At 68.6% G+C, this 21074-nt stretch carries 18 protein-coding genes and 1 riboswitch; of the genes, 16 read left to right on the plus strand and 2 right to left on the minus strand.

The window, feature by feature from the left end; all coding sequences use genetic code 11:
• The 8 genes from ACSQ3Y_RS06380 (at position 1) to ftsZ (ending at position 10353) form a co-directional block, all read left to right on the plus strand.
• Positions 1 to 2085, plus strand: coding sequence for a Mur ligase family protein (locus ACSQ3Y_RS06380; RefSeq protein ID WP_436176774.1), 2085 nt, complete (start codon positions 1 to 3; stop codon positions 2083 to 2085).
• Positions 2085 to 3365: a putative lipid II flippase FtsW gene (gene ftsW / locus ACSQ3Y_RS06385; RefSeq protein ID WP_057200157.1), complete on the plus strand. Its 1281-nt coding sequence runs from the start codon at positions 2085 to 2087 to the stop codon at positions 3363 to 3365. Before ACSQ3Y_RS06380 ends, ftsW begins: the two co-directional genes overlap by 1 nt.
• Positions 3362 to 4429, plus strand: a complete 1068-nt coding sequence (gene murG / locus ACSQ3Y_RS06390) for an undecaprenyldiphospho-muramoylpentapeptide beta-N-acetylglucosaminyltransferase (RefSeq protein WP_436176775.1) — start codon at positions 3362 to 3364, stop codon at positions 4427 to 4429. The genes ftsW and murG overlap by 4 nt, the downstream gene beginning before the upstream one ends.
• Entirely contained in the window at positions 4426 to 5868 is a 1443-nt protein-coding gene (gene murC, locus ACSQ3Y_RS06395; RefSeq protein WP_436176776.1) for a UDP-N-acetylmuramate--L-alanine ligase, read from the plus strand. Before murG ends, murC begins: the two co-directional genes overlap by 4 nt.
• Positions 5865 to 6854: a D-alanine--D-alanine ligase gene (locus tag ACSQ3Y_RS06400; protein WP_057200160.1), complete on the plus strand. Its 990-nt coding sequence runs from the start codon at positions 5865 to 5867 to the stop codon at positions 6852 to 6854. Before murC ends, ACSQ3Y_RS06400 begins: the two co-directional genes overlap by 4 nt.
• Positions 6854 to 7648 carry a cell division protein FtsQ/DivIB gene (locus ACSQ3Y_RS06405; protein ID WP_057266254.1) on the plus strand — a complete coding sequence of 265 codons (795 nt, stop codon included), beginning with the start codon at positions 6854 to 6856 and terminating at the stop codon, positions 7646 to 7648. Before ACSQ3Y_RS06400 ends, ACSQ3Y_RS06405 begins: the two co-directional genes overlap by 1 nt.
• Positions 7649 to 7709: 61 nt before the next feature.
• Positions 7710 to 8939, plus strand: coding sequence for a cell division protein FtsA (gene ftsA / locus ACSQ3Y_RS06410; RefSeq protein WP_057200162.1), 1230 nt, complete (start codon positions 7710 to 7712; stop codon positions 8937 to 8939).
• A gap of 154 nt (positions 8940 to 9093) precedes the next feature.
• A complete protein-coding gene (gene ftsZ / locus ACSQ3Y_RS06415) occupies positions 9094 to 10353 on the plus strand; it encodes a cell division protein FtsZ (RefSeq protein ID WP_322595431.1) in 1260 nt (419 codons plus the stop codon).
• 77 nt (positions 10354 to 10430) lie between these two features.
• Here ftsZ and ACSQ3Y_RS06420 read toward each other — a convergent pair whose 3' ends face one another.
• Together ACSQ3Y_RS06420 and ACSQ3Y_RS06425 are read right to left on the minus strand one after the other, a co-directional pair.
• Entirely contained in the window at positions 10431 to 12284 is a 1854-nt protein-coding gene (locus ACSQ3Y_RS06420) for a sensor histidine kinase (protein WP_436176777.1), read from the minus strand.
• 13 nt (positions 12285 to 12297) lie between these two features.
• Positions 12298 to 12993: a response regulator gene (locus ACSQ3Y_RS06425; RefSeq protein WP_436176778.1), complete on the minus strand. Its 696-nt coding sequence runs from the start codon at positions 12991 to 12993 to the stop codon at positions 12298 to 12300.
• 296 nt (positions 12994 to 13289) lie between these two features.
• Here ACSQ3Y_RS06425 and ACSQ3Y_RS06430 point away from each other — a divergent pair, with 296 nt between their 5' ends.
• The 8 genes from ACSQ3Y_RS06430 (at position 13290) to thiC (ending at position 20985) form a co-directional block, all read left to right on the plus strand.
• Entirely contained in the window at positions 13290 to 13652 is a 363-nt protein-coding gene (locus ACSQ3Y_RS06430) for a COG4315 family predicted lipoprotein (RefSeq protein WP_057266246.1), read from the plus strand.
• Positions 13653 to 13712: 60 nt separating this feature from the next.
• Positions 13713 to 14537, plus strand: coding sequence for a hypothetical protein (locus ACSQ3Y_RS06435; RefSeq protein ID WP_436176779.1), 825 nt, complete (start codon positions 13713 to 13715; stop codon positions 14535 to 14537).
• Positions 14538 to 14628: 91 nt separating this feature from the next.
• Complete coding sequence (locus tag ACSQ3Y_RS06440) at positions 14629 to 16233, plus strand: DUF4384 domain-containing protein (protein WP_436176780.1); 1605 nt, start codon at positions 14629 to 14631, stop codon at positions 16231 to 16233.
• A complete protein-coding gene (locus ACSQ3Y_RS06445) occupies positions 16230 to 16823 on the plus strand; it encodes a sigma-70 family RNA polymerase sigma factor (protein WP_436176781.1) in 594 nt (197 codons plus the stop codon). The genes ACSQ3Y_RS06440 and ACSQ3Y_RS06445 overlap by 4 nt, the downstream gene beginning before the upstream one ends.
• Positions 16820 to 17554, plus strand: coding sequence for an anti-sigma factor (locus ACSQ3Y_RS06450; RefSeq protein ID WP_436176782.1), 735 nt, complete (start codon positions 16820 to 16822; stop codon positions 17552 to 17554). The genes ACSQ3Y_RS06445 and ACSQ3Y_RS06450 overlap by 4 nt, the downstream gene beginning before the upstream one ends.
• Before the next feature lie 57 nt (positions 17555 to 17611).
• Positions 17612 to 18535, plus strand: coding sequence for a UDP-3-O-acyl-N-acetylglucosamine deacetylase (lpxC, locus tag ACSQ3Y_RS06455; protein ID WP_057200171.1), 924 nt, complete (start codon positions 17612 to 17614; stop codon positions 18533 to 18535).
• A gap of 9 nt (positions 18536 to 18544) precedes the next feature.
• Entirely contained in the window at positions 18545 to 18718 is a 174-nt protein-coding gene (locus ACSQ3Y_RS06460; protein WP_164470706.1) for a hypothetical protein, read from the plus strand.
• A gap of 132 nt (positions 18719 to 18850) precedes the next feature.
• A riboswitch (TPP riboswitch) is annotated at positions 18851 to 18974 on the plus strand.
• A 115-nt stretch (positions 18975 to 19089) separates the two neighbouring features.
• Complete coding sequence (gene thiC / locus ACSQ3Y_RS06465; RefSeq protein WP_436176783.1) at positions 19090 to 20985, plus strand: phosphomethylpyrimidine synthase ThiC; 1896 nt, start codon at positions 19090 to 19092, stop codon at positions 20983 to 20985.
• Positions 20986 to 21074: the final 89 nt, after the last annotated feature.

A 21074-nucleotide genomic window follows, 5' to 3' on the forward strand; every position in this document is an offset into this window, starting at 1 on the left:
ATGACGACCACGCCCCACGATCCCCACGCCAGCGGCACCGAGCCCGTCGATCACCTGCCCCCATCGGCAGGCGATGGCCTGCCTGTGCCAGGCGGTGAGGAGGCTGTTGTGCCGCAAGAGCGCGTGGATGAGGCCGGTGCCGAGTCGGTTGCCTTGCCCGGAGAAACGCCGGTCGAAGCGGTTCACGGCGACGAACCCGCCGCAGAGCCCGAACCTACGCCGGACGCCGCAGCCGTCCCTGCGCCTTCTGCGGTGCCAGCTGCCGATGGCTATGTGGCCCCCGCCATTTCGGCCGCCAAGGCAGCCGCTGATTTCGTGGCACAGATCTTTGCCGAGGTGAATGCGCCAGACACGACAGAGCCATCGCCGCTGTTGGCCATGCCCGTGGACGCGCCCGATGGCGAGGCCGAGCCAGCGCAACCCCTGGGCCGGCCGGGTGAGGGCATGCTGCCCTATGAGGGCAAGCACTTTCTGGTGCTGGGCCTGGGCGCCTCGGGCCTGGCCATGGCACGCTGGTGCGTGCGCTGCGGCGCCACCGTCACCGTGGCCGATACCCGCGCCGCACCTCCCCAACTGGCGGTGCTGCAGCAGGAACTGCCGGGCGTGCGTTTCGTGTCCGGTCCGTTCGATGCCAACCTCGTCGAGGGCAGCGCTGGCGTGCACGCCGTCTACCGCTCGCCCGGCCTGAGCCCGGCCACGGTGGCACCGGTCTGGGCGGCGGCGCAGGCCATCGGCCTGGCCACCGGCGGCGAGCTGGGCCTGTATGCCGCAGCGCTGCAGTACCTGCGCGCATCGCACGGCTACGCGCCGGCGGTGCTGGCCATCACCGGCACCAACGGCAAGACCACCGTCACCTCGCTCACCGGCCAACTGGTGGAGCGCGCCGGCAAGACCGTGGCCGTGGCCGGCAACATCGGCCCCACGCTGCTCGACACCCTGGCCGGGCACATCGACGCCGATACCCTGCCCGAAGTCTGGGTGCTCGAGCTTTCGAGCTTCCAGCTCGATGGCGCCACCGGCTTCGAGCCCACCGCCGCCACCGTGCTCAACATCACGCAGGACCACCTGGACTGGCATGGCGACATTGCCGCCTATGCTGGCGCCAAGGCGCGCATCTTCGGCGACACGGCGCTGATGGTGCTCAACCGGGACGACCCCACCGTCATGGACATGCTGGGCTCGGCTTCTGCTGCTGCGGCCCAGGCAGCGCAGGCTGCTGCACTGGCGGCATCCGGCAAGCCCGCCCCGACCTCGCGCAGCAAGCTGCCCGCGAAGGTGCCGCTGCGTGAACACCTGAGCTTCGGCATCGACATGCCCCGGCGTCCGGGCGACTTCGGCATGGAGATCGTGGGCGGTATGCCCTGGCTGGTACGCGCCCTGGAGGCAGACGAAACGCGCAAGCGCAGCACGCGCCGCCGTGCCGTGGTGCCGGCCCAGGGCGATGCAGCGGCCGCCGCTGTTGTGATGGACGAGGAAGACCTGCACATCCAGCGCCTGATGCCCGCCGACGCCCTGCGCATCCGCGGGCGCCACAACGCCTCCAACGCGCTGGCGGCGCTGGCGCTAGCATCGTCGGCAGGCTGCACGCTGTCGGCCATGCTGTTCGGCCTGCGCGAGTACCGGGGCGAACCGCACCGCGTGGAGCCCGTGGCCTTGATCGACGGAGTGGAGTATTTCGACGACAGCAAGGGCACCAACGTGGGTGCCACCGTGGCCGCGCTCAACGGCCTGGGGGCCGACCGGCGCATCGTGCTGATCCTGGGCGGCGACGGCAAGGGCCAGGATTTCGCGCCCTTGGCCACGCCCGTGTCGCGCTATGCCCGTGCCGTGGTGCTCATCGGGCGCGATGCGCCGCTGATCCGCACGGCCCTGCACGAGGCCGGCGTGCCGCTGCTTGATGCGGCCACGCTGCCCGAGGCCGTGCACCAGGCTGCGCAGCGCGCCCGCTCGGGCGATGCGGTGCTGATGTCGCCTGCCTGCGCGAGCTTCGACATGTTCACCGGCTATGAACACCGTGCGCGTGTGTTCTGCGACACGGTGCTGGCCATGGCGCAAGACGCCGGCCAATCCCTGGAGGGCATGTGATGGCTGCAAGCAGCGCCAGCGCCCCCATTAGCTTCCCGCAACGCCTGGCCGGCTGGCTCGGCCGCCTCAGCGGCAAGGCCGGCGAGGTGCTGCCCGTGCGCGTGGGCGGTACCGAATACCGCCAGTCGACCACCACACCCGCGAGCGTGCTGGGTTTTGACCAGGCCCTGTTGTGGGTGGTGGTGGCACTGCTCGCCTGGGGGTTGGTGATGGTGTATTCGGCATCGATTGCCATGCCGGACAACCCGCGCTTCGCCAACTACGCGCCCACGCATTTCCTTACCCGCCATGTGATGTACCTCGTGGTGGGTTTTGTCGCGGCGCTGCTGACCTTCCAGGTGCCCATGAAGCTCTGGGAGCGCGCGGCGCCCTGGCTCTTCGTGGCGGCGCTGCTGCTGCTGGTGGCCGTGCTGATTCCGGGCGTGGGCAAGGTGGTCAACGGGGCCCGGCGCTGGCTGTCCATCGGGCCAGTGGGCTTTCAGCCCTCCGAGGTGGCCAAGTTCGCCGTGCTCATCTATGCCGCCGACTACATGGTGCGCAAGATGGAGGTCAAGGAACGGTTCTTCCGCGCCGTGCTGCCCATGGGCGCTGCCGTGGCCATCGTGGGCGTGCTGCTGCTGGCCGAGCCGGACATGGGCGCCTTCATGGTGGTGGCGGTGATCGCCATGGGCATCCTGTTCCTGGGCGGCGTCAACGCGCGCATGTTCTTCCTGATCGCGGGCGTGCTGGTAGGTGCCTTTGCCCTGATGATCGCCAGCTCCCCGTGGCGGCGCGAGCGGGTGTTCGCCTACCTCGACCCCTTCAGCGAACAGCATGCACTGGGCAAGGGCTACCAGCTGTCGCACTCGCTGATCGCCATCGGGCGCGGCGAGATCTTCGGCGTGGGCCTGGGCGGCAGCGTCGAGAAGCTGCACTGGCTGCCCGAGGCACACACCGACTTCCTGCTGGCTGTGATCGGCGAGGAATTCGGCCTGGTGGGCGTGCTGGTGCTCATCGTGCTCTTCCTGTGGATGACGCGCCGCATCATGCACATCGGCCGCCAGGCGATCGCGCTGGACCGCGTGTTTGCCGGCCTGGTTGCCCAGGGCGTGGCGATCTGGATCGGATTTCAGGCCTTCATCAACATGGGCGTGAACCTGGGGGCGCTGCCCACAAAGGGGCTCACCCTGCCGCTGATGAGTTTTGGCGGCTCGGCCATCCTGATGAACCTGGTAGCCATTGCGGTCGTCCTGCGGGTGGACTACGAAAACAAGCACATGATGCGCGGAGGCCGCGTATGACCGCCAAGACCGCCCTCATCATGGCCGGTGGCACCGGCGGCCACATCTTCCCTGGCCTGGCGGTGGCCGAAGAACTGCGCGCGCGCGGCTGGCGCGTGCACTGGCTGGGCGCGCCCGGCAGCATGGAGTCGCGCATCGTGCCCGCGCAGGGCTTTGCGCTGGAGACCATCGACTTTTCGGGCGTGCGCGGCAAGGGCCTGGTCACCCTGGCCCTGCTGCCGCTGCGCCTGCTGCGCGCCTTCTGGCAGGCGCTGCAGGTGGTGCGCCGCGTGAAGCCCGACGTGGTGGTGGGCCTCGGGGGCTACATCACCTTTCCGGGCGGCATGATGGCCGTGCTGTGCGGCAAGCCGCTGGTGCTGCACGAGCAGAACTCCGTGGCCGGCATGGCCAACAAGGTGCTGGCCGGCGTGGCCGACCGGGTGTTCACCGCCTTCCCGAATGTCTTCAAGAAGGGCCGGTGGGTGGGCAACCCGCTGCGCGCCCCGTTCACCCGCCAGAGCGAGCCGGCCGAGCGGTTTGCCGGCCGCAGCGGCCCGCTGCGCCTGCTGGTGGTGGGGGGCAGCCTGGGCGCGCGTGCGCTCAACGAGATCGTGCCGCAGGCGCTGGCCCTTATCCCGGCCGAGAACCGGCCCGTGGTGACGCACCAGAGCGGTGCCACACAGATCGACGCGCTGCGCGCCCACTATGCCGCCGCAGGCGTCGAGGCCGAACTGACCCCCTTCATCGACGACACCGCCAGCGCGTTTGCGCAGGCCGACATCATCGTCTGCCGCGCGGGCGCCAGCACCGTGACCGAGATCGCCGCCGTGGGCGCGGCCGCCCTGTTCGTGCCTTTTCCCTCGGCGGTAGACGACCACCAGACCACCAATGCCCGGTTCCTCGTGGCCAATGAGGGCGGCTGGCTGGTGCCGCAGCGCGAGCTCACGGCCCAGGGCCTGGCCGCAGTGCTGCGCAACACAGAGCGCCCGGAGCTGCTGCACCGGGCCACAGAAGCCAAGAAGATGCAAAAAACCAACGCCACCCATGAGGTGGTGACTGCCTGCGAGGAGCTTGCAACACCATGAAGCACGCCATTCGCCACATCCATTTCGTAGGCCTCGGGGGCGCCGGCATGAGCGGCATCGCCGAGGTGCTGTTCAACCTGGGCTACCGCATCTCCGGCTCGGACCTGGCCGACAGCGCCACCTTGCGCCGGCTGCAGGGCCTGGGCATCAAGACCTGCCTGGGCCACGCGGCCGCGCACATCGACGGTGCCGACGCCGTGGTCACTTCCACCGCCGTCACGGCCGACAACCCCGAGGTGCTGGCCGCGCGCGACAAGCGCATCCCGGTGGTGCCGCGCGCGCTGATGCTGGCCGAGCTGATGCGCCTCAAGCAAGGCATCGCGATTGCCGGCACCCATGGCAAGACCACCACCACCAGCCTGGTCACCAGCGTGCTGGCCGAGGCGGGGCTGGACCCCACCTTCGTGATCGGCGGGCGCCTGAACAGCGCCGGTGCCAACGCCAAGCTGGGCAGCGGCGACTACATCGTGGTCGAGGCCGACGAGTCCGATGCCTCGTTCCTGAACCTGCTGCCGGTGATGGCGGTGGTGACCAACATCGATGCCGACCACATGGAGACCTACGGGCACGACTTCGGTCGGCTCAAGGGCGCCTTCGTCGACTTCCTGCACCGCATGCCGTTCTACGGCACGGCCATCCTGTGTGTGGACAGCCCGGCCGTGCGCGACATCCTGCAGAGCGTGACCTGCCCGATCACGAGCTACGGCTTTTCCGAGGACGCCCAGGTGCGTGCCATCAACGTGCGCGCCGAGGCGGGCCAGATGCGCTTCACCGTGCAGCGGCGCAACGGCGTCACCCTGCCCGACATGGAGATCGTGCTCAACCTCGCGGGCGAGCACAACGTGCTCAACGCGCTCTCGGCGATTGCCGTGGCGGTGGAGCTCAACATCCCCGACGAGGCCGTGCAGCGTGCGCTCGCCGGCTTCAAGGGCGTGGGCCGGCGCTTCCAGAGCTATGGCGACCTGCCCGCCAGGGACGGCGGCAGCTTCACCGTCATCGACGACTACGGCCACCACCCGGTGGAGATGGCCGCAACGCTGGCGGCGGCGCGTGGCGCCTTCCCCGGGCGGCGCCTGGTGCTGGCCTTTCAGCCGCACCGCTACAGCCGCACGCGCGACTGCTTCGAGGATTTCGTGAAGGTCATCGGCAACGCCGATGCCGTGCTGCTCACCGAGGTCTATGCCGCAGGCGAGGCCCCCGTGGTGGCGGCCGATGGCCGCTCGCTGGCACGCGCGCTGCGTGTGGCCGGCCGTGTGGAGCCGGTCTTCGTGGACGACGTGGCCGAGCTGCCGCAGGCCATTGCCGACAACGCGCGCAACGGCGACGTGGTGATGTGCATGGGAGCAGGCTCCATCGGTGCCGTGCCGGCCAAGGTGGTCGACATGCTGCAGAACAACAACCAATCCAAGCACAAGGCGCTGGCGGGGAGCGCGACATGACGATGACGACGAAACTGGGTTCCAACATCGACGTGAAGGCACTGGGCAAGGTCGCCGTGCTGATGGGCGGCGCGTCCGCCGAGCGCGAGGTGTCGCTGATGTCCGGCACCGGTGTGCTGCAGGCGCTGCGCTCGCGCGGCGTGGACGCGCATGCCTTCGATCCCTCGCAGAACGACCTGGGCGAGCTGCGCCGAGACGGCTATGCGCGCTGCTTCATCGCGCTGCATGGCCGCCATGGCGAAGACGGCACCGTGCAGGGCGCGCTGGAGTTGCTGCGCATCCCTTACACCGGCCCGGGCGTGATGGCCTCGAGCATCGCGGTGGACAAGATCATGACCAAGCGCATCTGGCGCGCCGAGGGCCTGCCCACGCCGGACTGGCGCCTGGTGGGCAGCGTGGCCGAGACCACGGACGCTTTGGCGGCGCTGGGCGCCCCGATGATCGTCAAGCCCTCGCGCGAGGGCTCCACCATCGGCCTGACCAAGGTCACCTCGCCTGAGCAGTGTGCACAGGCCTATGCCCTGGCTTCGCGCTACGACCCTGAAGTGCTGTGCGAGCAGTTCATCGAGGGTGAGGAAACCACCTGCCCGATCCTGGGCGAGGGGGCTGGCGCCTATGCGCTGCCGGTGATCCGCATCGTGGCGCCCGAAGGCAACTACGACTACCAGAACAAGTATTTCACCGACGTCACCCAGTACCACTGCCCCAGCGGCCTGCCCGAGGCCGAAGAGCGCGAGATCCAGCGCCTGGTGGTGGCCGCATTCCGCTCGCTGGGCTGCCGCGGCTGGGCGCGTGCGGACATCATGATCCGCGCCAGCGACCGCCAGCCCTTCCTGCTGGAGATCAACACCTCGCCCGGCATGACCGGGCACTCGCTCGTGCCCATGTCGGCACGTGCCTCGGGCATCAGCTACGAAGACCTGTGCGTGGGGGTGCTGGCCACGGCCACCATGGACACGCCCGCCGGCAGCACCCTGGGAACCTGATGAACAACACGCTGCCCGCACCGCTGGACGTCAAGCTCATGAACATGACCGCATCGGTCCTGTTCGTGGGCTGCGCCATGCTCGTGCTGGCAGCGGGGGCATGGTGGGTGCTGCGCTACCCGGGCTTTGCCATCGCCCGCATCGTGGTGCAGGGCGAGCTGGTGCACAACAACGCCGTCACCCTGCGGGCCAACGTGGCGCCGCACCTGGTGGGCAACTTCTTCACGGTGGACCTGCGCAAGGCGCGCGAAGCCTTCGAGCAGGTGCCCTGGGTGCGCAAGGCGTCGGTACGGCGTGAGTTCCCGGGCAGCCTGCACGTGGTGCTCGAAGAGCACGACGCCGTGGCGTACTGGGGGCCCGAGTCGGGTTCGGCCATGGTCAACACGCAGGGCGAGGTGTTCGAGGCCAATGTCGGCGACGTGGACCAGGACGGCCTGCCGCGCCTGCAGGGGCCGGGCGGCAGTTCGGGCGAGGTGCTGCAGATGTACGGCCTGCTGCAGCCGGTGTTCGAACCGCTGGGCATGGACATGGAAGAGCTGGCATTGACCGGCCGGGGCGGCTGGCGCGCCACGCTGGACACCGGGGCGGTGGTGGAGCTGGGAGGCGGCACACCGCAAGAGGTGGTGGCCCGTGCCAAGCGCTTTGCGCGCACGCTGACCCAGGTGGCGGCCCAGTACAAGCGCCGGGTGGACGCCCTCGAATCGGCGGACCTGCGGCACGCGGGGGGGTATGCGCTGCGCCTCAAGGGCGTGACCACCACGGAGGCGGCCGCAGTTGCCGCCCCCCGGAGGTAGCCACCATGCATGAACGAACCCGCAGCCGGCGCAACAGAACAACGAAGGGCAGTGACTGAATATGGCTAGAGAATACAAAGACGTGGTGGTCGGCCTGGACATCGGCACAGCCAAGATCATGGCGGTGGTGGCCGAAGTCCTGCCCAATGGCGAGCTCAAGCTCGCAGGCCTGGGCGTGGCCCCGAGCAATGGCTTGAAGCGTGGCGTGGTGGTCAACATCGACGCCACGGTGCAGAGCATCCAGCAGGCGCTCAAGGAGGCCGAGCTGATGGCCGACTGCAAGATCCAGCGCGTGTACACCGGCATCACCGGCAGCCACATTCGCGGCCTCAATTCCAGCGGCATGGTGGCCGTCAAGGACAAGGAAGTCACCTCGGCCGACGTGGCCCGCGTGGTGGAGACGGCCAAGGCCATCAACATCTCGTCCGACCAGCGCTTGCTGCTGGTGGAGCCGCAGGAGTTCGTGATCGACGGGCAGGACGTCAAGGAGCCCATCGGCATGAGCGGCATCCGCCTGGAGGCCAAGATCCACATCGTGACCGGTGCCCAGAGCGCGGCCGAGAACATCATCAAGTGCGTGCGCCGCTGCGGGCTGGAGGTCGAGCAACTGCTGCTCAACCCGCTCGCATCGAGCCAGGCCGTGCTGACCGACGACGAGCGCGAGCTCGGCGTGGTGGTGGTCGACATCGGTGCCGGCACGACTGACGTGGCCATCTTCACCGGGGGCGCCATCCGCCACACGGCGGTGATACCGATCGCGGGCGACCTGATCACCAGCGACATCGCCATGGCGCTGCGCACGCCAACGAAGGACGCCGAGGACATCAAGGTCGAGAGCGGCTACGCCAAGCAGCTGCTGGCCGACCCCGAGAGCCAGGTGGAAGTGCCAGGCCTCGGTGACCGCAGCCCCCGCATGCTGAGCAAGCAGGCCCTGGCCGGCGTGATCGAGCCGCGGGTGGAGGAGATTTTCTCGCTGGTGCAGCAGGTGATCCGCGAGTCGGGCTATGAAGAAGTGCTGTCCTCGGGCATCGTGCTCACGGGCGGCAGTGCCGTCATGCCCGGCATGATCGAACTCGGGGAAGACATCTTCCTCAAGCCCGTGCGCCGCGGCATCCCCAAGTATTCGAGCGCGCTGTCGGACATGGTGGCCCAGCCCCGTGCCTCCACCGTCATGGGCCTGCTCGAAGAGGCGCGCCTGGCGCGCCTGCGCGGCTTCAAGGTGGCCCAGAAAAGCGGCTCCATGAAGACCGCGTTCGGCCGGTTCAAGGACTTCATCGTGGGGAACTTCTGATGACCATGAACCAATGCCACCGATTTGCGCGCGCAGGCCCCCGAATGCCCGGCGGGCGATGGCGATGCACAGGACCGCCATGCCGCCCGCGCCACCAGACAACACCGAACCCCATTTTGCAATTGCGTACGAAGACAGAACCAGGAGCTCCAACATGTCCATCGAAATGATCGAAGCCGAAACTTTCAACCAGGGCACCCAGATCAAGGTGATCGGCGTGGGCGGCGGCGGCAGCAACGCCGTCGAACACATGATCGCCCGCAGTGTGCAGGGCGTGGAATTCGTCTGTGCCAATACCGATGCGCAGGCCCTCACGCGCAGCTCCGCGCACAGCGTGATCCAGCTCGGTGCCAGCGGCCTGGGCGCCGGCAGCAAGCCCGACAAGGGCCGTGATGCAGCCGAAGCCGCAGCCGAGGACATCCGCGCGGCCATCGACGGCGCGCACATGCTGTTCATCACCGCCGGCATGGGCGGCGGCACGGGTACGGGCGCAGCGCCCGTAATCGCGCGCATCGCCAAGGAAATGGGCATCCTCACCGTGGGCGTGGTCACCAAGCCCTTCGACTGGGAGGGCGGGCGCCGCATGACCAACGCCGACAACGGCTTGGCCGAACTCGAAGCCAACGTCGATTCGCTGATCGTCGTGCTCAATGAGAAGCTGCTGGAAGTGCTGGGCGACGACATCACCCAGGACGAAGCCTTCGCGCACGCCAACGACGTGCTCAAGAACGCCGTTGGCGGTATTGCCGAAATCATCAACGAGTACGGCCAGGTGAACGTCGACTTCGAAGACGTGCGCACCGTGATGGGTGAGCCCGGCAAGGCCATGATGGGCACGGCCACGGCCAGCGGCCCCGACCGCGCCCGCATCGCAGCCGAGCAGGCCATCGCCTGCCCGCTGCTCGAAGGCATCGACCTGTCGGGTGCCAAGGGTGTGCTGGTGCTGGTCACGGCCAGCAAGGGCAGCCTCAAGCTGTCCGAGTCGCGCTTGGCGATGAACACCATCAACGCCTACGCGTCCAAGGATGCGCACGTGATCTTCGGCGCCGCCTACGACGACACCCTGGGCGACGAGATCCGTGTGACCGTGGTCGCCACCGGCCTGTCGCGCCAGAACGCGCGCCGCCAGCCCATCTCGGTGGTGCAGGGCGGCCTGCGCACCGGCACCGACAACATGGCATACCAGATCCCCGTGGCAGGCGTTGCCGGTGCGATGGGCAATGCCATGGGCGTGCCCTCGGGCCAGACCGGCCATGGCGGCGGCGGCAGCTCGCAGGCCGACTACGGCAGCATGTCGGTGCCCAGCGTGTGGCGCACCAACCGCACGCAGGCAGCCGCCCGCGTGGACGCGCTGTCCTCGGGCGGCATGGACGACCTGGAAATCCCGGCCTTCCTGCGCAAGCAGGCGGATTGATGGAGTAGGGGACCGCCAGGTCCTGACTCTTCAGGGGCCTTCGGGCCCCTTTTTCATGGCCGATCTCCTGGGCGATATCAGGCCGCCGTGAGCGCAGGTGCATCCAGCGGCAATGACAGGCACACCGTGGTGCCACCGCTGTCTTCAAGGCGCAGCTCCAGCGCCGCGCCGATCAGCCCAGCCCGTTCGTGCATGGTGCGCAGGCCATTGCCGCAGGCGCCGTCCTGCCTGCCCACGCCATCGTCGCGCAGGTGGATGTGGATGGCCTGGCCGTCGGCGCAGGCGGTCAGTGCCAGCTGCCGCGCGCGGGCGTGCTGCAGCACGTTGGAGATGGCCTCGAACACGATGTACTGCAGGTGGCGCATGGCCTCCTCGCTGCTGCCGGGCCAAAGGGGCAGCAGCGCCACGTCCCACAGCAGTTCCAGACCCGAATCGCGGATGCGCTGCTCCAGGCGGAAGCGCAGACTGGCCAGCAGTGCGTTGACGTCACCGTTGGGCAAGGACATCGCGTCCACCGACAGGCGCAGTTGGTCCAGCGACTCGCGCAGCGTCTGCATGACCTCGGCCTGCGATGCCACCCCGCCTTCGAGTTGGCGCATGGCCGTGATCAGGTGGGCGCCTGCGCCATCGTGCATGTCGCGCAGGATGCGTGCGCGCTCTTCGGATTTGGCGCTGATGCGCTCCAGTTTGCGCAGCGCCTGGTGCTGCTCGGCCAGCTTTTCCTCGCGCTGCAGAACGCGCTGCTCCAGCGACGCCGTGAGGTCGATCAGCGCATTGCGCGCCTGCTGAAAGCGTTGCCCCACGATGGCCAGCACGGCCACGCCAGCGAAGGCGGCTGCCCATTGCGTCCAGCCGCCATCCATGTACTGCGCAGGCGCCAGGCGGGCCGCCGCGATGTCGCGCACCAGGGCCGCCCAGCAGACGCACAGGGCCACCAGCATCCACAGCTGCGGGCTGTCGCGGGTGTGCCTGCACTCCCAGGCCAGCCGCAGGATCAGTGCCGCCCAGGCCACGACCAGCACCACGGTCCAGCCCAGCACCCAGTCGGCGCCGCCTGCCACGGCAAAGGGGCACAGCACGAAGATCGCTGACGCGACATACAGCTCTGCCCGTGGCCGGGGCCCCCAGACGGTGCGCGTGAGCCAGTAGGTGGCAAGGCAGCCGGCCCAGAACAGGCCCTGCACGGCCTGGAACCAGGCCGGCCAGGCCAGAAAGATCTCCTCCAGCCAGGCTGCGGTGATGCGGCAGGCCCATGCCAGCTCGCACAGCGCCGCAAACGCATACAGCGCCTGGCGCTGCTGCCACCACAGCAGCAGGCAGAAGATGCCCACCACCAGGCTGAACAGCGAGACGGCGCGCGGCAGCGTCACGCGCTGCCACTCCAGCGCGTGCCAGGTGCCCTGCAGCGCCGCCTCGGGTCCGAACTGCACGGGGGAGATGCCGGCGCGCCGCAGATAGTCCGCGCGTATGCTGATCTCCAGCACGTTGTGCGCCTGCAGCAGCGTGCCCGGCAGCCGGATCCACAGCGGGCGCCGGCCGGTCCAGCCGTCGTTGGGCAGCAGCAGTTCTCCGCCGGTGGCCAGTTCCATCCCGTTGAGCGAGATGCGGTAGGCATTGCCCAGCCGGGGGATCAGCAGGGCCTGCGGCTGCAGCCGCTGAGCATCCATGGCGTCGAAGCGCAGCGTGGCGGTGGCCCAGCCGGCCTTGCGCCGGTGAAGTACGTCCCAGTGCAGCGGAAGTGTGTGGGCCGTCGTGGTCTGGGCGGCGCTCTGGCGCAGGCGCACCGTCAGTTCGGCGTCGCGCAGCACCTGCACGCCCGGGGGCGGGGCGGCGTCCTGCGCCAGCGCCGGCAGAACCTGCAGGTTCCAAAGGACCAGGCCGCACAGCAGGTGGCCGATGAACGACGCGGGCAGGCCCAGGGTGCGCTGCATGGCCGGTGAACTGTCAGGGAGCGCGACGGTGGCGGTCCAGCAGGCCCATGCGGCTGGCCTCGAAGACCGCCTCGCCACGCGAGTGCACGGCGAGCTTGCTGTACAGGTTCTTGATGTGGCTTTGCACCGTGTGCTTGGAGATGTCCTGCAGGCGCGCGATCTCGGCGTACGAGTAGCCGCGCGCGATCAGCTCCAGCACGTCCGACTCGCGCGGCGTGAGTTCCAGGCTGGGCAACGCCGGGTCCATGGGCTGGGGCTGAGGCTCCGCGCGCGTGCCACGCTGGCGCAGCCGGGCCAGCAGCTTGCGCGCGATCATGGGCGATATGGGCGACTCGCCGTGCTTCACGCCGACGATGATCCTGCCCACGTCCGCCGGGGTGGAGTCCTTCTGTATGTAGCCCACGGCACCGGCCTCCACGCAGGCGATCACGGTGTCCTCGTCGCCGAAGACCGACACCACCAGCACCTCGCACGCCGGCTGCGTGCGCACCACGTGCTGCAGCAGTGCCAGGCCATGGCCATCGGGCAGCGCCAGATCGGTCAGCAGCACGTCGGCAGGGTGCTCGTCCAGCCAGCGGCGCGCAGGCGCCAGCATGCCGAAGGAAGCGGCCAGCTCCAGATCTGGGTGGGCGGTGACGCAGCCTTCGAAGAATCTGCGCATCTCGGCATCGTCCTCTATCAGTACGACGCGCCAGCGGGGTGTGCTCATGGATGGCAGGGTAGGGAGGTCGGCGGGGGTGCGTCGCGCCATCTTAGCGCCCGCCTGCGCCGCGTCATCCCATCTTCGCGGCGGCGCCCCTCCCATGTTCATGGGGTGCGGGCAAAGCGCGCGGAACCTACGATTTTCCCGGTGCTGCAGGAGCCACAGGGCCTCGGCATGGATGCAGGTCGAGATCAGGAAAAAAAGTTTCTGCCCCCTGCATCCAAACGCTGCACCGCGCCGTTCCACAAGCAGGACGCCATGTGGCGCTCTTCAACCGGACCTACCGAGATACAGGAACCAACATGAAACAGCTCAAGTACTTCGCACCCGCACTGCTCCTGGGCCTGGCCACGCTGACCGCGCAGGCGCAGCCCGTCTTTCAGCAGGGCGTGCTCACCGACGCCGCCGGCCGCACGGTCTACACCTTCGACAAGGACGCTGCTGGCAAGAGCAACTGCAGCGGCGGCTGTCTGGCCGCATGGCCGGCCTTTGCAGCCAAGGCCGGTGCCAAGGCCGAGGGCGACTTCGGCGTCATCGAGGCCGGTGGTGCGCGCCAGTGGAGCTTCAAGGGCAAGCCCCTGTACTACTACGCCAGCGATGCCAAGGCCGGCGACCGCCTGGGCGACGGCATGGGCGGCGCATGGCACGTGGTGCCCAAGCCCTGACCTGTTCCCACCCAAGGCCTTTCACCGATTGCACTCCCCCATTTCCCGAAGGACACCCCCATGAAGTTCTCTTCCATCGCCATCGCCTGCCTCACCCTGGCCGGTGCCGCCGTTTCCACCTCCGCCTGGGCCGACAAGGCCTCCCTGCTGCGCGCCACCGGAAACGTGCCAGAGCGCGCTGAATGCCCGGCCAACACCGAGGTCAACCGCAGCGGCGGCGTGCTCAAGTGCAGCGTGACCCTGGTGTTCGAGCGCGGCTCGATCTGCCCGCCTGCCAACAAACCCAACTACGTGACCATCCAGATGGCGGGCGCCGACAAATGCCTGCCCGCCGTGACGGGTGACGTGGTCAGCGTGCCGTCGGCCATGAACCCGGTGGCCGGGCCCCCCAAGCTCAAGGGCCAGTCGGGTCTGCCGGGCGACATCATGGGCTACCTCACGGCCGTCGGTCCGGCCGCGCTGCTCGGGCCTGACGAAGGGCGCTACCAGCGCGTCGTCAACCCCGGCGGTGCCGACAAGTTCGTGGCCGAGAAGATCGTTCACCTGTGGCCCGCCAGCTACCCAGTGCACTACACCCTGGGCAAGAACCCGGCCAACGGCGTGAGCTGTCCCAATGGCTACAACGACGTCACCGGCCGCAGCCAGGACAGCCTGGGCTGCGAAAGGATCGAGAAGAAAAGGCCCATGTGCCAGAACGTCAACGGCATTGGCTGGCGCCTGGAGGTCAAGCGCGGTGAAGACCGCTGCCAGGGCCCCACCGAAGGCCCGACCAAGCCCGAGGGCGAGCATGCCGGCCCCGGCAATGACTGGGACCTGGACACCGACGCCGTCGGCAACGAGGACCGCTGGGTGCGCGTTTCCTACACCCGCCCCGTAGGCCGCTGACATCCCGCACCAGCCCGCGCTGTGCGTGCACCGGCTTGGGTGCGCACCGCGGGCTGGCCTGTGCACGCCCATCCCCTTTGCCGAGATTGCCATGACCTTCAACCACTCCCCCGTGCACAGCCGTGCACGCCGCGCGGCCGCTGCGGCCGCCGTACTGGCCCTGGCGGCGGCTCTGGCCGGCTGTGCCGGCGCACCCGACCGCGCCGCCCTCAATGAGGTGCGCGCCCAGGCCAACCCGACGGACAAGGCGCAGCGCACCATCACCAACTTCACGCCCGCGCTGCGCTGCATGGACGAGATGATGTTCGACATGGGCACGCGCGACGTGACCATGATGATGGAAGAGTTTCGCGACGCCACGCAGATGGTGCCCATCTCGGCGCGCGACATGCTGACCTCGGCCGTGTCGGACATGACGCGGCGCTCGCGCGGGGTGCGCCTGTCGGTCTTCGGCAGTGACCAGCAGAACCTGGCCCAGGTGCTGGCGCAGGCGCAGCGCACCAGCGCCTTCGGTGTGGTGCCGGCCTACAACATCCGGGGCACGGTGAGCCAGCTCGACGAGTCGGTGCTCAAGAACGGCAGCTCCTTTGGCGCCACGCTGGCGCAATCGGTGTTCGGCGTGCGCTTCGGCAGCGAGACCAAATTTTCGGTGCTGGGCCTGGACGCCGCCGTGGTGGAGACTGCAAGCATGACGCTGCTGCCCGGCGTGTCGTCCAAGAACACCACCGTGCTGGCCAGCCGTGACGCCAGCGCGGCGGATGGCCAGGCGCAACTGGTCAACCCCGGCATCGGCGTGGTGTTCTCGTTCTCGACCTCGCGCGCCGACGGCCCCTCGCAGGCGGCGCGCAACATGGTCGAGCTGGCCGCCGTGGAGCTGGTGGGCAAGCTGCTGCGCGCGCCCTACTGGCAGTGCCTGGGCACCACGGACAGCGATGCCGAGGTGCAGCGCGAACTGGCCGACTGGTTCCTGTCCATGGACGAGGCCGAACGCATCGCCTTCTACAAGGAGCGCATGCGCGAGCGGCGCTACTACGACGGCGCCATCGACGACCAGGCCGACGCCGCCTTTGCCACGGCGCTGCGCAGCTACCGCCAGGCGCTCGGCCTGCCTGCCCAAGGCGCGTTGGACGAGGGTTTTTTTCGCTCCTTCGTGCTCGCCAAGGTGCCACGCGGCCCGCTGAAGGCGCTGCCGCGCAATGCCTCCACGCGCGCATCGGGCGCCGCATTGGCCGCCGTGCCCGGCGCAGCACCAGCGCCCGGCGACGCCAGCGCAGCCACGCCACCGCCTGCACCCGCTGCTGCGCCCGAGGTTGCGGCCCTTGCCGTGGCGCTGGGGGTACCGCAGCGCGGCAGCGCCAGCCTGGACATTGCGGTGCTGCGCCCCGGCTATGTGTACTGCTACTCGCAGGACCCGGTGACGCGGCGCATCCAGCGCATCTTTCCCAACCGCTTCACGCGCGACCCGCGCATGGTGCCGGGCAAGCCGCAGCGCCTGCCGGGCAACGAGCGCTTCGTGCTCAACCCCGCGGCCGAATACGCCTGCCTGCATGCGCCCAGCGAGGTCTATGGCGACCTGCCGCCGCCGCTGCGCTGGGGTGACTTCGAAGACATCCGCGTGGGGACCTTCGACGAGATCCGTGCCGGCTTTGCACAGGCTTCGGGTATGCCTGTGCAGCTCTTCGCGGTGCCACGATGACTGCCGCTACATTGCCCGCCGATGGGCTGCCCGAGGCCGTGGCGCAGCTGCTGTCGCGCGTGGTGCTGCGCGACACATCGGCCTTCCAGCGCCTGTACCAGTTGGTGGCCAGCCGGCTGCTGGCGGTGGCCGTGCGTGTGGTGCAGGACCGCGCCCTGGCCGAAGACGTGCTGCAGGAGGTCTTCGTGCACCTGTGGAACCGGCCGCAGACCGGTGCGCCGGGGCAGGCGCTGAGCCTGTCGTGGCTGTGCGTGGTCACACGCAACCGCGCCATCGACGCACTGCGCAAGCGCCGCCCCGAAACGCCGCTGCACTGGCGCGATGCCGATGGCGAGGAACAGGTGCACGATGCCGCAGCCGAAGGCGGCTCGCCGCTGGAGCTGCTGCTGGCCGAGGAAGACGGCTCGCGCCTGGGGCGCTGCATGGGCCAGATCGACAGCGAACCGCGCAGCGCGCTGCTGCTGGTCTACTACGAAGGGCTCACCCATGCCGAGCTGGCCCAGCGCCTGGCCCGCCCCCTGGGCACGGTCAAGGCCTGGATGCGCCGCAGCCTGGCGCGCCTGCGCGACTGCATGGAGTCCTGCGCATGACATGGCACCAGAACCCCCGGCTCGTGGACCTGCTGGCAGGCGAGTACGCCCTGGGCACGCTGCAGGGGGGCGCCCGCCGCCGCTTCAAGAAGCTGCTCGCGCGGCGGCCCGATCTGGCCGAAGCCGTGGCGCGCTGGAACGAGTGCATGGCGCCCGCGCTGCTGGCCCTGCCACCCCAGGCGCCGGCACCCGCTACCTGGCGTGCCATCGAGCAGCGCCTGGGGTTCCGGGGCCCTGCGGTGCCGGTACCGTGGTGGAGGCGGTTGCTGCAACCAGCCCCTGCGGGCGCGTTGGCACTGGGTCTGATGGTGGGGGTGTTGCTGCCGTCGTTCTGGCAGGCCCAGTATGGTGGGCCGGATGCACCGGCCTCCACCCAATTGCCCGAAAGCTATGTGGGGGTGCTGGGCCTGACCGACGGGCGCCCAGGGCTCATCGTCTCCAGCCTGCGGCAGGGCCGCACGGTGGACATCAAGCGCGTGGCCGCAGTGCCGGTGCCTGCCGGCCAGGTGCTGTACCTGTGGTCGCTGGATGCGGCGGGCAAGGCCAGCCCCGTGGCGCCGCTGCCGCAAGGGGCCTTCGTGCACCTGCAACTGGGCGCCTCGTCTGAAACCGTGTTTGCCAAGGCGGTGGAGCTGGCGGTGAGCGTGGAGCCAGAGGGCAGCAGCCCCGCAATACCCTCCAGTGCCTATGTGTATCGGGGCCTTTGCGGGAAACTGTGGCGGGTGCCGTAAGGCCTTGCCATGGTCTTGCGGCGAGCAGGGACGGGCCCGCCCTTTTACAATGCGAGAATGCTCCAGCAACGCACCCTCAAGACCTTGACCCGCGCCGTCGGCGTGGGGCTGCACAGTGGCCAGAGGGTCGAGCTGACCCTGCGGCCTGCGCAGCCCGACACCGGCATCGTGTTCCGCCGGGTCGATCTGCCCCAGCCCGTGGACATCCCGATCCGGGCCGACGCGGTGACGGACACGCGCTTGGCCTCCACCATCGGGGTCGGCAGTGCCAAGGTGCATACCGTGGAGCATCTCATGTCGGCGTGCGCCGGCCTGGGGCTCGATAACCTGTACGTGGACATCACGGCTGAAGAGGTGCCCATCCTCGACGGGTCGTCGTCCTCCTTCGTGTTCCTGCTGCAAAGCGCGGGGATCGAGCTACAGAAAGCCCCCAAGCGCTTCATCCGCGTCAAGCGCCCGGTGGAGGTGCGCGAGGGCACTGGTGCCCAGGCCAAGTGGGCGCGCCTCGTGCCCTACCATGGCTACAAGCTGAGCTTCGAGATCGATTTCGACCACCCTGCGGTGGACTCCACCGGCCAGCGCGTCGAGTTCGACCTGGGCGAGGGCAACTACAGCCGCGACATCGCGCGGGCGCGCACCTTCGGGTTCACGCGCGACGTGGAGATGATGCGCTCCAACGGCCTGGCCCTGGGCGGCGGGCTGGACAACGCCATCGTGATGGACGACTACAAGGTGCTCAACAGCGACGGGCTGCGCTACGACGACGAGTTCGTCAAGCACAAGATCCTCGACGCCATGGGCGACCTGTACATCATCGGCAAGCCTCTGCTGGCGGCCTACAGCGCCTTCCGCTCGGGCCATGCGATGAACAACCTGCTGCTGCGCGAACTGCTGTCCCAGCCCGATGCCTGGGAAGAGGTTACCTTCGAGGATGAGCGCCAGGCACCGCGCGGCTTTGCGCAGCCGGCGCGCGCCTGGTAAGCACCCGCCATGGTGCTCTTTCGCTGGGCCGTCATGGCGCTGCTGCTGGCAGCCGCCGTATCGTTCGCGTTCTACGCGGGCACCGGTCAGCCCCATTACAAGCGCTGGGGCCTGGTGGTGCTCAAGTGGACCGTCATCGCAGCTGTGTTCTTCTTCGCCGTGGCGATCATCGGGCGCATCTGATACGGATTTGCCTTCAACCGTCTAACGTCGTTGGTTCGCCTTGCCGTGCTACAGCACTGTCTGCGGCTCCCGCCTAGTCATACGATCGAATGCAAATCCGTAGAAACAACGCAGGCCGGTATCGATATACTGGCACCTGCTCCGGGGTGTGCGAAAGCGCTGAGATGCATGGGGCCTGACCAACAATCAGGCTGCCTGCGAACCCGACGAACTTGATCCGGTTCATACCGGCGGAAGAAGAGCCGACCTCTATGCCCGTGCGCGCCCCTGCTGGCCCGCAGGGTGGGCTGTACATGCGCCATGGCGCGTGTGCGGGGCGCAGGTCCATTCCGGAGCAATTCCCTTTGCCACCGGAACTGGAGACCCGCCCCATGAATGCACCCGATCCCCTCGCCCGTGAAAAATTCGCCGAGCTGCTGGCCGCCACGCGCGAGCCGTTCCCGGCCTCGCGCAAGGCCTACCTGCCAGGCCACCTGCACACCGAGCTGCGCGTGCCCGTGCGCGACATCGCACTGACCAACGGCGAGCAGGTCAGCGTCTACGACACCTCGGGCCCCTACACCGATCCCGACGCCGTGATCGACGTGCGCCGCGGCCTGGCCAGTGTGCGCGGCGGCTGGATCACCGGCCGTGGCGACGTGGAGCACTACGAGGGCCGCGCGCCTCTGGCGCTGGACGACGGCCAGAAGAGCGAGGACGCCGTGCGCCTGGCCCAGCTGCGCGCCGAAGCGGCCGCGCTGCAGCGCAAGCCCCTGCGCGCGCGCAGCGGTGCCAACGTGACGCAGATGCACTACGCGCGCCAAGGCATCGTCACGCCCGAGATGGAGTACGTGGCCATCCGCGAGAACGGCAAGCGCGAGTGGATGGCGCAGTACCTGGCCGATGCCGGGCGCGAGCAGCGCCTGGCGGGCAACCCCATGGGCGCGAGCATCCCGCGCACCATCACGCCCGAGTTCGTGCGCGACGAAGTGGCGCGCGGGCGCGCCATCATCCCTGCCAACGTCAACCACCCCGAGGTGGAGCCCATGGCCATCGGGCGCAATTTCCTGGTCAAGATCAACGCCAACATCGGCAACTCGGCCGTCACCTCCAGCATCGAGGAGGAGGTCGAAAAGCTCGTCTGGGCCATCCGCTGGGGGGCCGACAACGTGATGGACCTGTCCACCGGCAAGAACATCCACACCACGCGCGACTGGATCGTGCGCAACAGCCCGGTGCCCATCGGCACCGTACCCATCTACCAGGCACTCGAGAAGGTCGGCGGCGTGGCCGAAGACCTGACCTGGGCGATCTTCCGCGACACGCTGATCGAACAGGCCGAGCAGGGCGTGGATTACTTCACCATCCATGCCGGCGTGCGCCTGGCCTACATCCACCTCACGGCGGCGCGGCGCACGGGCATCGTCTCGCGCGGCGGCTCCATCATGGCCAAGTGGTGCATGGCGCACCACCGCGAGAGCTTCCTGTACGAGCATTTCGAGGACATCTGCGACATCATGAAGGCCTACGACGTGTCCTTCAGCCTGGGCGACGGTCTGCGCCCCGGCTGTGCATCGGACGCCAACGATGAGGCGCAGTTTGCCGAGCTGCACACCCTGGGCGAGTTGACCCAGGTGGCCTGGAAGCACGACGTGCAGACCATGATCGAAGGCCCGGGCCACGTGCCCATGCACATGATCCAGGCCAACATGACCGAGCAGCTCAAGACTTGCCATGAGGCACCGTTCTACACCCTGGGCCCGCTGACCATCGACATCGCCCCCGGCTATGACCACATCGCCTCGGCCATCGGCGCCGCCATGATCGGCTGGATGGGCACGGCCATGCTGTGCTACGTGACACCCAAGGAGCACCTGGGCCTGCCTGACCGCGACGACGTCAAGCAGGGCATCATTGCCTACAAGATCGCGGCGCATGCGGCCGACGTGGCCAAGGGGCACCCGGGATCGCGCGCGCGCGACGATGCCCTGAGCCAGGCGCGCTTCGATTTTCGCTGGCAGGACCAGTTCAACCTGGGCCTGGATCCCGAGACTGCCAAGGAATACCACGACGAAACCCTGCCCAAGGACAGTGCCAAGGTGGCGCACTTCTGCTCCATGTGCGGGCCCAAGTTCTGCTCGATGAAGATCACGCAGGAAGTGCGCGAATTCGCGGCGCAGAAGGGCCTGGCAGAGAGCGAAGCGCTCTCAAATGGCATGGAAGCCAAGGCCGTGGAATTCCAGCGCGGCGGTGGCGAGTTGTATGTGCCCATCCACCCGGTGAAATAAGCGTGGCTACTGCCCCCGCAGTTTGGCTGCTGGGGGCAGGGGGGCGGTACATACCCTCTGGGGTGGAGCGTGCGGGGCGCATACAGTCG

The sequence above is a fragment of the Acidovorax sp. LjRoot66 genome (assembly GCF_964253305.1).
Lineage (GTDB): Bacteria > Pseudomonadota > Gammaproteobacteria > Burkholderiales > Burkholderiaceae_C > Acidovorax.

Excerpts from the sequence above, each read along its gene's own strand:
- murG (WP_436176775.1), top strand. The coding sequence starts at position 3,362 with ATGACCGCCAAGACCGCCCTCATCATGGCCGGTGGCACCGGCGGCCAC.
- ACSQ3Y_RS06435 (WP_436176779.1), top strand. The coding sequence starts at position 13,713 with ATGAAGTTCTCTTCCATCGCCATCGCCTGCCTCACCCTGGCCGGTGCC.
- thiC (WP_436176783.1), top strand. The coding sequence starts at position 19,090 with ATGAATGCACCCGATCCCCTCGCCCGTGAAAAATTCGCCGAGCTGCTG.
- ACSQ3Y_RS06400 (WP_057200160.1), top strand. The coding sequence starts at position 5,865 with ATGACGATGACGACGAAACTGGGTTCCAACATCGACGTGAAGGCACTG.
- ACSQ3Y_RS06445 (WP_436176781.1), top strand. The coding sequence starts at position 16,230 with ATGACTGCCGCTACATTGCCCGCCGATGGGCTGCCCGAGGCCGTGGCG.
- ACSQ3Y_RS06380 (WP_436176774.1), top strand. The coding sequence starts at position 1 with ATGACGACCACGCCCCACGATCCCCACGCCAGCGGCACCGAGCCCGTC.
- ftsA (WP_057200162.1), top strand. The coding sequence starts at position 7,710 with ATGGCTAGAGAATACAAAGACGTGGTGGTCGGCCTGGACATCGGCACA.
- ACSQ3Y_RS06460 (WP_164470706.1), top strand. The coding sequence starts at position 18,545 with ATGGTGCTCTTTCGCTGGGCCGTCATGGCGCTGCTGCTGGCAGCCGCC.
- ftsW (WP_057200157.1), top strand. The coding sequence starts at position 2,085 with ATGGCTGCAAGCAGCGCCAGCGCCCCCATTAGCTTCCCGCAACGCCTG.
- ACSQ3Y_RS06440 (WP_436176780.1), top strand. The coding sequence starts at position 14,629 with ATGACCTTCAACCACTCCCCCGTGCACAGCCGTGCACGCCGCGCGGCC.
- lpxC (WP_057200171.1), top strand. The coding sequence starts at position 17,612 with ATGCTCCAGCAACGCACCCTCAAGACCTTGACCCGCGCCGTCGGCGTG.
- ACSQ3Y_RS06450 (WP_436176782.1), top strand. The coding sequence starts at position 16,820 with ATGACATGGCACCAGAACCCCCGGCTCGTGGACCTGCTGGCAGGCGAG.
- ftsZ (WP_322595431.1), top strand. The coding sequence starts at position 9,094 with ATGTCCATCGAAATGATCGAAGCCGAAACTTTCAACCAGGGCACCCAG.
- ACSQ3Y_RS06425 (WP_436176778.1), bottom strand. The coding sequence starts at position 12,993 with ATGAGCACACCCCGCTGGCGCGTCGTACTGATAGAGGACGATGCCGAG.
- ACSQ3Y_RS06430 (WP_057266246.1), top strand. The coding sequence starts at position 13,290 with ATGAAACAGCTCAAGTACTTCGCACCCGCACTGCTCCTGGGCCTGGCC.
- ACSQ3Y_RS06405 (WP_057266254.1), top strand. The coding sequence starts at position 6,854 with ATGAACAACACGCTGCCCGCACCGCTGGACGTCAAGCTCATGAACATG.
- murC (WP_436176776.1), top strand. The coding sequence starts at position 4,426 with ATGAAGCACGCCATTCGCCACATCCATTTCGTAGGCCTCGGGGGCGCC.
- ACSQ3Y_RS06420 (WP_436176777.1), bottom strand. The coding sequence starts at position 12,284 with ATGCAGCGCACCCTGGGCCTGCCCGCGTCGTTCATCGGCCACCTGCTG.